The organism is Stenotrophomonas sp. YJH_SMC_36 (assembly GCF_059369935.1).
In genome coordinates, this window is sequence record NZ_JCAFTD010000005.1 from 264,874 (window position 1) to 277,745 (window position 12,872).

11 protein-coding genes are annotated in these 12,872 nt (G+C 68.2%); 7 read left to right on the top strand and 4 right to left on the bottom strand.

Translation table 11 applies throughout. The features are described 5' to 3' along the window. Window positions 1–110: 110 nt before the first annotated feature. Window positions 111–1,133, bottom strand: a complete 1,023-nt coding sequence (locus AC5P76_RS11590) for a TIGR00266 family protein (RefSeq protein ID WP_053516031.1) — start codon at window positions 1,131–1,133, stop codon at window positions 111–113. Window positions 1,134–1,293: 160 nt separating this feature from the next. On the opposite strand from AC5P76_RS11590, the gene AC5P76_RS11595 reads away from it, so the two are divergent. After that, complete coding sequence (locus AC5P76_RS11595; protein WP_193395692.1) at window positions 1,294–3,561, top strand: TonB-dependent receptor; 2,268 nt, start codon at window positions 1,294–1,296, stop codon at window positions 3,559–3,561. 106 nt (window positions 3,562–3,667) lie between these two features. Here AC5P76_RS11595 and AC5P76_RS11600 read toward each other — a convergent pair whose 3' ends face one another. Continuing rightward, entirely contained in the window at window positions 3,668–4,507 is an 840-nt protein-coding gene (locus tag AC5P76_RS11600; protein WP_253118389.1) for an acid phosphatase, read from the bottom strand. A gap of 259 nt (window positions 4,508–4,766) precedes the next feature. On the opposite strand from AC5P76_RS11600, the gene AC5P76_RS11605 reads away from it, so the two are divergent. Both AC5P76_RS11605 and AC5P76_RS11610 read left to right on the top strand, forming a co-directional pair. Continuing rightward, window positions 4,767–5,645 (top strand): hypothetical protein, encoded by an 879-nt coding sequence (locus AC5P76_RS11605; RefSeq protein WP_065182116.1) that lies wholly within the window; start codon window positions 4,767–4,769, stop codon window positions 5,643–5,645. A gap of 11 nt (window positions 5,646–5,656) precedes the next feature. Continuing rightward, a complete protein-coding gene (locus tag AC5P76_RS11610; RefSeq protein ID WP_253118390.1) occupies window positions 5,657–6,862 on the top strand; it encodes a DUF4785 family protein in 1,206 nt (401 codons plus the stop codon). A gap of 88 nt (window positions 6,863–6,950) precedes the next feature. Here the strand turns inward: AC5P76_RS11610 and AC5P76_RS11615 are convergent, their stop codons facing one another. Continuing rightward, window positions 6,951–7,709: an ABC transporter ATP-binding protein gene (locus tag AC5P76_RS11615; RefSeq protein ID WP_253118430.1), complete on the bottom strand. Its 759-nt coding sequence runs from the start codon at window positions 7,707–7,709 to the stop codon at window positions 6,951–6,953. 214 nt (window positions 7,710–7,923) lie between these two features. Between AC5P76_RS11615 and AC5P76_RS11620 the strand changes: the two genes are divergently transcribed. The 4 genes from AC5P76_RS11620 (at window position 7,924) to AC5P76_RS11635 (ending at window position 11,994) form a co-directional block, all read left to right on the top strand. Continuing rightward, entirely contained in the window at window positions 7,924–9,126 is a 1,203-nt protein-coding gene (locus AC5P76_RS11620; RefSeq protein ID WP_053516042.1) for a DesA family fatty acid desaturase, read from the top strand. Beyond that, the gene (locus AC5P76_RS11625; protein WP_065182118.1) at window positions 9,123–9,452 is read left to right on the top strand and encodes an EF-hand domain-containing protein; all 330 of its coding nucleotides are present in this window, start codon (window positions 9,123–9,125) and stop codon (window positions 9,450–9,452) included. Before AC5P76_RS11620 ends, AC5P76_RS11625 begins: the two co-directional genes overlap by 4 nt. A gap of 19 nt (window positions 9,453–9,471) precedes the next feature. Then, the gene (mutM, locus tag AC5P76_RS11630; protein ID WP_253118391.1) at window positions 9,472–10,284 is read left to right on the top strand and encodes a bifunctional DNA-formamidopyrimidine glycosylase/DNA-(apurinic or apyrimidinic site) lyase; all 813 of its coding nucleotides are present in this window, start codon (window positions 9,472–9,474) and stop codon (window positions 10,282–10,284) included. Between the two features lie 105 nt (window positions 10,285–10,389). Then, a complete protein-coding gene (locus AC5P76_RS11635; RefSeq protein ID WP_253118392.1) occupies window positions 10,390–11,994 on the top strand; it encodes an OpgD/OpgG family glucan biosynthesis protein in 1,605 nt (534 codons plus the stop codon). Between the two features lie 221 nt (window positions 11,995–12,215). Here AC5P76_RS11635 and AC5P76_RS11640 read toward each other — a convergent pair whose 3' ends face one another. Then, entirely contained in the window at window positions 12,216–12,836 is a 621-nt protein-coding gene (locus AC5P76_RS11640) for a thymidine kinase (RefSeq protein ID WP_053516051.1), read from the bottom strand. Window positions 12,837–12,872: the final 36 nt, after the last annotated feature.

The following is a 12,872-nucleotide window of genomic DNA, read 5'->3' on the forward strand; positions in this document are numbered from 1 at the left end:
CAGGACGACGCCCTATTCATGGACCGCCATGGGTAGCGCCGGGCATGGCCTGGCGGGCAGTTCAGGGCCGCTGCGCTCGCCGGGCATGGCCCGGCGCTACCCGTGGGCGATCAGAACCGGTTGTCGCCGTCGAGGATGCGGCCGATGCCGCCCAGCACCGAGCCTTCGCCGCGGTTCTGCCCACCTCCCTGCGGCGCGGCCATCCACATCCGGCCGGCCAGGCGCGAGAACGGCAGCGATTGCAGCCAGACCTTGCCCGGTCCGGTCAGGGTTGCCAGGAACACGCCCTCGCCACCGAACACCATGCTCTTGATGCCACTGACCCGGCGCACGTCCATGTCCACCGTCGGGTGGTAGGCGACCACGCAGCCGGTATCGACGTCCAGGCGCTCGCCGGCGGCCAGTTCGCGCTCGACCACACAGCCTCCGGCGTGGATGAACACCCAGCCATCGCCTTCCAGCTTCTGCATGATGAAGCCTTCGCCGCCGAACAGGCCGGTCATGATCTTGCGCTGGAACTGCACGCCGATCTGCACGCCGCGCGCCCCCGCCAGGAAGCTGTCCTTCTGGCAGACCAGGCGGCCACCGTGCTGGTCCAGCTTCATGGCCAGCACGGTGCCGGGGTAGGGCGCGGCGAACGCGACCTTGGCCTTGCCCTGCCCGGTATGCGTATAGAGCGTGGCGAACAGGCTCTCGCCGGTCAGCACGCGTTTGCCGGCCGACATCAGCTTGTCCATGATGCCGCCGCCCTGGCCGCTGTGCGTGCCGTCGCCGAAAACCGTATCCATCTGCACCGAGGCGTCCTTGAACATCAGCGCGCCGGCTTCGGCGATGGCGCTCTCGCCGGGATCCAGCTCGATCTCCACGAACTGCATCTCATGGCCGACGATGCGGAAGTCGATGTCGTCGGCCCGGCCCCGCGCAGGCCCGCCCGGCACGGGTGGCGGCGTGTTGGGCATGCCCGGGGCGGGCGCCTGCAGCTCGGGCACCTCGGCGATGGCGGTCCAGCCGCTCATGCCCTGGCACCAGGCCAGCGCGCGGGGGTTGGCCTGCGCGTAGCGGCGCGCGGCTTCGTCATCGAGCGGCCCGATGCGGTCGGCCTGGGCGGAGGAATGGAAGTACCACTGGGTCATGGCGGTGCGCCGGGTCGGGGTGGGAAAGCCCGAGTCTAGCGACCCTCCCCGGTGACCCGCGACCGCGCCATGAACAGCGGCCATTTGCGGCGCAGGTGCTGTATTGCAACAATTATCTGGTAGCGCCGTTTTACCACCCCTCCAAACACAGCCTACCGCCATGTCCCCGACCCGCACTTCCCGCGGCCGTATTCCGGTCGCGCGCCCCCTCGTTGCCGCTCTCTCCGCCCTGCTGCCGCTGGTTGCAGCCGCCCAGGAAACCCCCGCCGCCAAGGATCCGGTCGCGCTCGATACCCTGCAGGTGACGGCCCAGCGTCGCGTCGAGAATGCCAAGGACGTGCCGGTCGCGATCACCGCGATCCAGGGCGAGAAGCTCGATGTGCTCGGCTCGGCCGGCGACGACATCCGCTTCCTGGCCGCGCGCGTACCCAGCCTCAACATCGAATCGTCCTATGGCCGTGCCTTCCCGCGCTTCTACATGCGCGGCCTCGGCAACACCGACTTCGACCTCAATGCCTCGCAGCCGGTCTCGCTGGTGTACGACGACGTGGTGCAGGAAAGCCCGCTGCTGAAGGGCTTCCCGTTGTTCGACCTGGCCAACGTGGAAGTGCTGCGTGGGCCGCAGGGCACCCTGTTCGGCCGCAACACGCCGGCCGGCGTGGTCAAGTTCGATTCGGCGCGTCCGTCCCAGGATGCCGATGGCTACGTCCGCGTCGGCTACGGCAGCTACAACAGCTGGAACGTGCAGGGCGCCTACGGCGGCCCGCTGACCGACCGCTGGTCGGCACGCGTTTCGGCGATCTACCAGCGCCGCGACGACTGGGTCGACAACACCCGCGTCGGCGCGCCCAACAGTGGTTTTGAAGGCTATGACGAGGCTGCCGGCCGCGTGCAGTTCCTGTACGAGGGCGACGATTTCGAGGCCCTGTTCAACCTGCACAAGCGCAAGCTCAACGGCACCGCCCGCCTGTTCCGCGCCAACATCATCCAGAAGGGCAGCAACGCGCTGGTCGAGAACTTCGACCGCGACAAGGTGGCCAACGACGGCGTGAACTTCTCCGACCTGGAAACCTGGGGCGGCAGCGCGCGCCTGCAGTGGAACCTCGGCTCGGTGACCCTGCACTCCATCACCGGCTACGAGACTGCCGAATCGCTCAACCGCGGCGATATCGACGGTGGCTACGGTGCTTCGTTCCTCGGCGCCGGCAATTATGGCCCGGGCTTCATTCCGTTCCCGTCCGAATCGGCCGATGGCCTGCCGCACCACCGCCAGTGGACCCAGGAATTCCGCGTGGAATCCAATGAGTGGGGCCGCTTCGACTGGCAGGCCGGTGTCTTCTACTTCGATGAAGACGTCACCATCGACAGCTTCAACTACGACTCGCTGACGCCGGGCAATCCGCAGACCGGCCATGCCGTGCAGAGCCAGCGCAACAAGGCGTGGGCGGTGTTCGCATCGGGCGACTTCGATGTCACCGACCGCTTCAAGCTGCGCGCCGGCGTGCGCTACACGCAGGACAAGAAGGACTTCACCGCGCGCGTGCTGCAGGCCGTGCAGGGTGGCACCCCGGTGAGCGGGCCGTACCTGGCCAACACCGACGTCGATGACGTCAGTTGGGATGTCAGCGGTGTGTACAAGCTGACCGACAACGTCAATGCGTATGCGCGCGTGGCCAAGGGCTTCCGCGCGCCGTCGATCCAGGGCCGTCTGGCCTTCGGTGGCGTGTCGCAGGCCGATTCCGAGAAGGTGATCTCGTACGAAGCCGGCATCAAGGCCGACCTGTTCGATCGCCGCGCCCGCCTGGGCTTCAGCGTGTTCCGCTACGACGTCGACGGCCAGCAGCTGATCGCGGTCGGCGGCAGCAACAATACCGCCACCCTGCTCAACGCCGACAAGACCATCGGCCAGGGCGTGGAACTGGACCTGGAAGCCTACCTGGCCGACAACGTCCTGCTGACCCTGGGCAGCAGCTACAACGACACCGAGATCAAGGACGGAAACCTGGCCGTGGCGATCTGCGGCGGTGGCTGCACCATCACCGATCCGACCACGGTGATCAACGGCGGCACCTACGCCCTGGTCAACGGCAATCCGCTGCCGCAGGCGCCGAAGTGGATCCACAACATGACCCTGCGTGTGGGCTTCCCGCTCACCGATGGCAGCGAGCTGTACGCCTACACCGACTGGGCCTACCGCAGCCCGGTGAACTTCTTCATCTACGAGTCGCCGGAGTTCCGCAGCCGCAGTTCGCTGGAAGGCGGCCTGCGCCTGGGCTACAACTGGGAGTACGGCCAGTACGACGTGGCGGTGTTCGGCCGCAACCTCACCAACCAGACCCGCGTGGTCGGTGCCATCGACTTCAACAACCTGACCGGCTTCCTCAACGAGCCGCGGACCTGGGGCGTGGAGTTCACCGCGAAGTTCTGATGCGGTCGCTGTACCGAGGCAATGCAGAAGGGCCGGCGCAATGCCGGCCCTTCTGCGTTCGGTGTCCGCCGGGCATGGCCCGGCGCCACCTCTGCGCCGCGAGCGCTTACAGCGCGCTCTGCGGGCGCACCTTCAGCACTGCCTCTTCGGCGGTGCAGTTGCGGCTGGAGTGCAGGCCGGCCTTGCGCGCGGCGGCGATCTCGCTGCGTGCCGCCAGCAGGTCGCGCTGGAACGCGGCATTGTCATGCAGCCGGGCAACGGCGGCAGCCCCCATGAAACGGCCTTCGAGGATGTCGCTCTGCCAGTGCACGTTGCACACCAGGCGGCTCTCGCCGTAGTTGCGGCCACGGGCCTGGATGGCATCGGCACGGTCCGGCGCAATCTCCGACAGGATCAGGGCCCACGCCCAGCCGATCGAGGTGTGGCCGGACGGATAGGAACCGTTGCTGCGCAGGCCCGCTTCATCATCCGGCGTGCAGGTCGGCTCGCCGTTGACCATGAACGGGCGCGGGCGCTGGTAGTGGTTCTTGGCGACCTTGGTGGCAGCGCTGGCGTCGATCCGGCTGCGCTCCAGCAGGCGGTACAGCGCGGGCGTCTTCACCGCGTCCACATCGATGTCGACCGCGCAGGAAAACTGGTTGGCACCTTCCGGAAAGCCCAGTTCGGCATCCAGTGTGGCCTGGGCGAAGCGCGGGCTGCCGCGCAGTGCACGCGCTTCGCGGCTGACCTGTTCATCCAGGGCGAAGCCCGCCGAGCCCGTGGCGGGTGGCGCCGGAACCAGGGCCAGGCTGGCCGGTACGGCGCGCGCGTCCAGATAGCCTACGGCCTTGGTGGTGACGTTGGCTTCGACGGCGGTCGGCCGGGCAGCAGACGCGGCACAGCCAGCCAGCGCCAGCACGATGGCCAGGCCAAGCAGGGGACGGGCAGGGCGGAAGATCACAGACATGGTCAGGCTCAGCAGAGGAAACACCACGCCATGATCGCAGCCCGCAGCCGGCGTCGCAGTGGCCGTCGGTCATACGGCCAGACCCGGCATGGTCATCAAAACGGGGCAAAAGCGTCATCGCGCTCCGCCATTCTCCCGAATCCGGGCGCAGCGCACGGACTTTCACGCGCCGGGGCATCGAGCATCGGCGCAACGATGGCATGCATGCCATTCCATTCCAGCCGGGTCGGGGGGATCCGCTGACAGAGGGAGAGAAGCGATGCGCAGCACCGCAACAGGAAGTACCGTCCTGGTCCTGCTCGCCACCATGGCCGTCACGCCGGCCACCGCCGCCGATGTGGTCGGCGTGGCCTTCGTGCACGGCACCGGCGCGCAGACCAACGCCACCCAGGACTACTGGCAACCGGCGATCATCGACACCGTCCGCCAGGGGCTGCCGAACAGCAGCAACTATGTGGTCATCAACTGCGATTTCACGCAGTACATGTGGAAGCCGGAAGCCGCCGGCTGCCTGGCCGACCAGCTCACCGGCTTCATCAACAGCCGCGGCATCACCCAGCTGGTGGTCATCACCCATTCCAACGGCGGCAACGTGATGCGCTGGATCCTCTCCAACCCGACCTACGACAGCCGCTACCCGAACATCATCCGCACGGTGCGCAAGGTCAACGCGCTGGCACCCTCATCGGCGGGTACGCCGCTGGCCGATGCCGTGCTCAACGGCAACACCTTCGAAACCTCGCTGGGCTGGCTGCTCGGTTACAAGAACGATGCCGTGCGCATGCAGCAGGTCGCCAGCATGGCCACCTACAACGCGCAGAACCTGTACGGCACGGCCGGTCGGCCGGCACTGCCCAAGCCATTCCGCGCGGTGGTCGGCAGCGATGTCGAATCGGCCGTGTGGGACAGCAACAGCTACTGCGGCGGCTACGCGGCCAACGTCGGCCTGGAGTTCACCCAGAACTGGCTGTCCTCGTGCTCGGACGGTTTCCTGGAGTGCAGCAGCCAGAAGGCGGCGGGCAGTACCTGGTTCACCGACACCGCGCGCACGCAGGGCGCCGAGCCGTTGAGCCACAACCAGAGCCGCCGCGAGTGCTTCGGCCTGGGCGCCATCCTGCGCAACGACCTGGCCCAGTGAGGACGACGACGATGACGATGAATTCCCTTCCGCTGACCATCGCCGTGCTGGCAGCCCTGGCCACGGCCTCCGCCACGGTGCACGCTGCGCAGCCACTGCGCGCCCTCCCCGGCGACCAGGTGGTGGCCACGCTGGTGGCCGCACCGCTGCCGCCTGACGACAGCGAACACGCGCCCCTGGCGTTTGCCTGGGCACTGGACCCGGCGCAGGCCCTGCAGGCCTCCACGCCCTACGCCTCGGTCAGCCGCAGCTACTGGCAGCAGGTCGATGGCGCGCAGCTGCAACGTGGCCTGGAGCTGCCGCTGACCGCCCCCGATGCGGTGATCCAGCTGAGCCCGGCAGCCGGTGCGCGCGCGGTTGCGGCGCAGTCACTGCAGGTCCGGGATCCGGCCGGCCGCAGCAGCGTCGCCCGCGCCGTCGACGCGCGCCAGCTGCAGGACGCCGGCATGCCCGTGGGCGAAGGCAGCAGCATGCTGCGCACCGGCACGGGCAGTGCTGCGGGAAATTACCGCCTGCAGAGCGCGCAGGCACAGGGCCGCTACGTCGTACAGGTGCTTGAAGCCAACAGCCCGTTGCGGCTGGAGGTGCAGGCCAGCCAGGCGCAGGTCCTGGCCGGCGGCAGCGTACAGCTGCGGGCACGCCTGCTTGAAGACGGAGCCAGTCCCGCCCAGTTGCAGGCGCGCCGCGGAGGACTGGGCGGCGAAGCCTTGCTGGTCGCACCCGATGGCCGCAGCTGGCCGCAGCGGTTGCTGCGTACGGCCGACGGCAGCCTGCACGCGCAGGTACGGATTCCCGCCGAGGCCAGCAACACGCAGGGGCTGTGGGAACTGCAGGTGTTCGCCCAGGCCGATGGCGTACTGCGCGACGGCAAGGTCGCCTTCGCCGTAGCCCGGCCGACCGCCCGCTTCGTCGGGCAGGCCACACCGGACCAGGCCAGCCGGCGCGTGGCGCTGCCGTTGCAGGTCGCCGCCGCCGGGCGCTACGAAGCGCGCGGCACCCTGCACGCCACGGGCCCGGATGGCCAACTGCGTCCGGTCGCGCAGGCGCACGCCGCCGCATGGTTCGACGGTCCCGGTCGCGGCCAGCTGGTGCTGCCGTTCGACCAGGCAGCGCTGCCGGCCGGCTTCGGTGCCCCCTTCGAACTGCGCGAGCTGCAGTTGCATGACCAGAGCCGGATGGCACCGATCGAGTCACGCGCAGTCGCGTTGCGGTTCTGAGGCATGACGTGGCGGGCCGGAATGCCGGCCCGCTACCCTGCGCCGCCTGCAGCGCCACGCCGACGCCGGCACTGCGCAGGCGTACTGCTCACCCCGCGTACGCCGTCAGCCGGCCGTCCTGTTCGACCACCCGGATCGGCCCGCCGAACACCGCCGACAGAGGCCCGTCGCACAGCAGCGTGGCCCGACTGCCGTCGGCCAGCACGCGGCCGTCGCGCAGCAGCACCACCCGCTCGATCTCGGGAATGACCTCTTCAATGTGATGGGTCACCAGCACCAGGGTGATGCCCTGCTGCGCCAGTGCCCGCATGGTCGCGATCAGCTGCTGGCGGGCGACCAGATCCAGGCCGGTGGAGGGTTCGTCCAGCAGCAGCGCCTGCGGCCGGTTCACCAGCGCGCGCGCGATCAGCACCCGGCGCGTCTCGCCGGCAGAGAGCTCTGCATAGGCGCGCTCGCGCAGGGCCAGCGCACCTGTCATCGCCAGTGTCTCGCCGGCGCGGGCACGCATCTCGGCGGTCACCTCACGGAAAGCCGGCACCACGCAGCTGGCGAAGAAACCGGACAGCACGGCCTGCTCGACGGTCAGCCCCGGCATCTCGGACAGCGTGCTGCTGAGATCACCGGTGACGATGCCCAGCTGCGAGCGCAGCCGGTCCACCTGCCAGCGGTTCTGGCCCAGCACCTTCACCGCGACCGCGCCGTCGCCCTGCGCCAGCGGGTAGAGCTCGCGGGTGATCAGCTTGATGAAGGTCGATTTGCCGCAGCCATTCGGGCCGAGCAGGGCGGTGTGCTGGCCCTGCGCGATGCGCAGGCTCAGCCCATGCAGGACCTTCACCTGGCCGCGCATCACGCTGGCGCGGTCCAGTTCGATCAACGGCGGCCGCTCCCCGGCGGACGGGACGGCGACAACGGCGCGGGCGCGCGGATCCAGGCTCGACAACTCAGGTCCCCAACTGTGAACGGTGCCACGGAAGCGGTGCTGGCGCACCGCGGTCAGAGGTGCAGTTTGCAACGCAAGCGGCCATGATGTCTGCCATCCCCGTGCGATCCGGAGAGCCTCCATGTCCGATGCCCTGATATCCCTGTTGACCGGTGGCGTGCTCGGCCTGGGAGGGTGGGCCATGCTGGCGGTGCTGCTGGTCTTCACCCAGATCACCATCTTCTCGGTGACGCTCTACCTGCATCGCAGCCAGGCCCATCGCGGCGTCGATTTCCATCCGGCACTGGCCCACGTGTTCCGCTTCTGGCTGTGGCTGACCACCTCGATGATCACCCGCGAGTGGGTGGCCATCCATCGCAAGCACCACGCCAAGGTGGAGACCGAGGACGACCCGCACAGCCCGGTCACGCGCGGCATCGGCACGGTGTTCTGGCGGGGAGTGGAGCTGTATCGGGAAGCACGCGGCATGCGCGCGGATATCGAGCAGTACGGACGCGGCACGCCCGACGATGCCATCGAGCGCCACCTGTATACCCCGCATGCGACCCTCGGCCCGGTGCTGCTGCTGGCCATCAACAGCGTACTGTTCGGCCTGCCGGGCGTAGCACTGTGGGCGATCCAGATGGCGTGGATTCCGTTCTGGGCGGCCGGCGTGGTCAATGGCCTGGGGCACTGGTGGGGTTACCGCAACTACGAATCGGCCGACACCTCCACCAACCTGACACCGTGGGGCGTCTGGATCGGTGGCGAGGAACTGCACAACAACCACCATGCCTTCCCCAGTTCGGCACGCTTTGCCATGCGGCGCTGGGAAGTCGACATCGGCTGGTGCGCGATCCGCCTGCTGCAGGCCCTGCGCCTGGCCAGGGTGCTGCGCGTCGCACCGGCGATGGATGTGCGCCCGAACATCGCCGTGCCCGACGCCGAGACCCTGAAGGCGCTGCTGTCGCATCGCTTCCAGGCGATGACCGATTACCAGCGCAACGTCTTCATGCCGGCCCTGCGCGAGGAAGCCGCCCAGGCGGGCGCCAAGCTGCGCCGGCTGCTGCCGCGGCGGCTGCGCCGCGGCCTGGTCAACGATGGGCGCTGGCTGAAGCCGGACAACCGTGCCCAGCTCAGCGAGTGGGTGGCGCAACGCCCGCGCATCCGTGTGCTGGTCGAATACCGCGCGCGGCTGGCTGCGCTGCTGGAGGCGCGCGGGCACGATGCCGCCGAGCGCCTGCGACACCTGCAGGCGTGGTGCCGCGAGGCCGAGGGGAGCGGAATCGCCGCGCTGCAGGCCTATGCCGAACGGCTGAAGGGCTACACGCTGGTGGGCGCATGAGGGCAGGGGCGCTGCTGCTGGCCGCGCTGCTGCCGGCCGCCGCCCCGGCCCAGGTCAGCGACACCCGCAGCTACCTGCAGAAGATGGACAGCGACGGCGACGGCCGGGTCAGCGAGACCGAGTACGTGCAGTGGATGCTGTATGCCTTCGACCGCATGGACCGCAATGGCGATGGCGTGCTGACTGCCGATGAACTGCCCGGTGGCAAGGGCAGGGCGATCACCCGCGAGCAGCAGCGGCAGGTCATCGTGCAGCGCTTCCACAAGCAGGATGCCAACGGTGACGGGTTTCTCGACGCCCGTGAGCTGTCCGCGCCCCCGCGTTGAGCGGGCGTAGAATCGGGCCATGCCTGAACTGCCCGAAGTCGAAACCACCCGCCGCGGCCTGGCCCCGCATCTACAGGACCGCCGCGTCCACGGCGTGATCCTGCGCCGCGCCGACCTGCGCTGGCCGATTCCGCCGGAGATTGCGCAGCTGCTGCCGGGACAGCGCATCGGAGGCATCCGCCGGCGCGCGAAGTACCTGCTGCTGGACACGGCCATCGGCAGCGCCGTACTGCATCTGGGCATGTCCGGCAGCCTGCGTGTACTGCCCGGAGATACCCCACTGCGGCCACATGACCACGTGGATATCAGCCTGGACAACGGGCGCCTGCTGCGCTTCAACGATCCGCGCCGCTTCGGCAGCCTGCTCTGGCAACCGGCCGGGCAGGTCCATCCGCTGCTGCAGGGGCTGGGGCCTGAACCGCTGGACGAGGCCTTCCATGGCGATTACCTGTTCGCCCGCAGCCGCGGCCGCAGCGCCCCGGTCAAGACCTTCCTCATGGACCAGGCGGTGGTCGTGGGCGTCGGTAACATTTATGCCGCCGAGAGCCTGTTCAAGGCCGGCATCAGCCCGCTGCGCGAGGCCGGCAAGGTCTCACGCGAGCGCTACCAGCGGCTGGCCACCGCGGTGAAGGAAACGCTGGGCTACGCGATCACCCGCGGTGGCACCACACTGCGTGATTTCATCAGCCCCGATGGCGCACCGGGCTACTTCGAGCAGGAACTGCTGGTCTATGGCCGCGACGGGCTGCCCTGTCCGACCTGCGGACGCCTGCTCAAGCACGCCATGATCGGCCAGCGTGCCAGCGTGTGGTGCAGCCACTGCCAGCGCTGAGGCGGTCCAGCCAGCGGCAGCTGAATGGGAGGTTGCGCTCTCCGCTGCCCGTTAACGTTTGTCTGCCTATGATGGCCGACCCTTCCCTGTGCCTGACGCGCCTGCATGCAACGACGCGACTTCATCCGCAACGCCTCCCTGGCCCTGGCAGCCTTCGGCCTGCCGTCCCTGCCCGCCTGCGCCGCCAGCAGGAACGGCCAGGTCGGCCTGCGCCGCCTCGGCCAGCCGAAGCCGTTCAGCTTCGCCACCCTGAAGGGGCAGGCACGCGCACTGGCACAGGCCCCCTACCAGAGCCACAAGCGGGTGCTGCCGGGCCGGCTTGAAGCGCTGGACTGGGACCAGTACCAGTCCATCAGCTATCGCCAGGACCACGCGCTGTGGGCCGATCAACCGGGCAAGTTCCAGGCCAAGTTCTTCCACCTGGGCCTGTACTTCCATTCGCCGGTGCGCATGTTCGACGTGGTCGACGGCCAGGCGCAGGAACTGGCGTATGACGGTGCAGCGTTCAACTACGGCAAGAGCGGGATCCGCAACGGCGAACTGCCGGCGGACCTGGGCTTCGCCGGGTTCCGCCTGAACACCCGCAAGGATACCGACCGCGATTTCGCGGCGTTCCTTGGCGCCAGCTATTTCCGCGCGGTCGGCAAGGAAGGCCAGTACGGGCAGTCCGCGCGCGGCCTGGCGATCGATACCGGCATGGGCAGGCCGGAGGAGTTTCCCGACTTCATCGCCTATTACCTCGAACAGCCTGCCGCCGATTCGGACACCATCATCGTCTATGCGTTGCTGGACTCGCCCAGCGTAGCCGGCGCCTACCGCTTCGCCATCACCAACGGCGATGTGCTGCTGATGGACATCGACAGTGCGCTCTACCCACGCAAGGCGATCGAGCGCCTGGGCATCGCGCCGTGCACCAGCATGTACCAGGTGGGTGAGAACGACCGCCGCATGGACTGGGACTGGCGCCCGGAGATCCACGATACCGATGGCCTGTCGATGTGGACCGGGGCCGGTGAGTGGATCTGGCGGCCGCTGTGCAATCCGCGCAACCTGCGCTTCAACATGTTCGTCGACCGCAATCCGCGTGGCTTCGGCCTTCTGCAGCGCGACCGCAACTTCGATCACTACCAGGACGACGGCGTCTTCTATGAGAAGCGCCCCTGCCTGTGGATCGAGCCGAAGGGCGAATGGGGCGAGGGCTCGGTGCAGCTGGTGGAGATCCCCACGGTCGATGAGACCTTCGACAACATCGTCGCCTTCTGGAATCCGAAGGAGAAGCCGCAGCCGGGACAGGAGCTGCTGGTCGGCTACCGCCTGTACTGGGGCGCCGAGCCGCCGGCACGGCCACCGCTGGCGCATTGCGTGGCCAGCCGCACGGGGCTGGGTGGTGTGGTCGGCAAGAAACGCGAGTACTTCTCGTGGCGCTTCGCCGTGGACTTCGAAGGCGGCGAACTGGCCAAGCTGATCGACAAGGCCGAGGTCGAGGCAGTGGTGGAAACCAGCCGGGGACGTGTCGAGATCGTATCGGCGCGTCCGCTGCGCGAGATCGACGGTTACCGCGCGATGTTCGACCTGGTGCCGCCGGAGGGCAGCACCGAACAGATCGACATCCGCCTGTACCTGCGCAGCGGTGGCAAGCCGCTGACCGAAACCTGGCTGTACCAGTACACGCCGCCGCCGGCCGGTGCACCGGAGCGGACGCTGTACTGAGTGGGTGTCGGTTTGCAGGGCTTGCAGCCCCCCATCCGCAGACGCCGGAGCAACATCAGAAGCTGGCTCCCTGTGGATAGGCAATTTCCCGGGATGAGTTGGACATGCCGATGGGGTCAGATCCGTTTTCCCGAAGGAAAACGGATCTGACCCCACAGTTTCATTCGACGTTGACGTTGCTTGAAGCTTCCGCAGGTGAGCGCAGCCCTGCCAAACACCGCCTACAGCGGCAAGGGTGCCTGCATCGGCTCGATGCGGCCTTCACCGCGGGTGATCTTCTTGAACTCGGCCCGGCTCACCGACACATAGCGGTCGTTGCCGCCGATCTCCACCTGCGGGCCGTCCTGCACGGCATGCCCATGCTCATCCACACGGACGGTCATGATCGCCTTCTTGCCGCTGTGGCAGATGGTCTTGATCTCCTGCATCTCGTCGGCCCATGCCAGCAGGTACTGGCTGCCTTCGAACAGTTCACCGCGGAAATCGGTGCGCAACCCGTAGCACAGCACCGGGATGCGCAGCTGGTCGACCACTTCGCTGAGCTGCCAGACCTGCGCGCGGGTCAGGAACTGTGCTTCGTCCACCAGCAGGCAGCCCATCGGCCCGTTCGATGCCAGGTCCTGTTCGGCCCAGCGCTGCAGGTCGGTGTCGCGGTCGAACGCCATGCCTTCGGCGCGCAGCCCGATGCGCGAGGCCACCACGCCTGCGCCCGCGCGATCATCCAGGCGCGGGGTCAGGATCGCCACCCGCATGCCGCGCTCGCGGTAATTGTGCGCGCTCTGCAGCAGGGTGGTGGTCTTGCCGGCGTTCATCGCCGAGTAGTAGAAGTAGAGCTTGGCCATCGGCCAATTGTACGCATCCGCTGCGCAGCCGGCCGC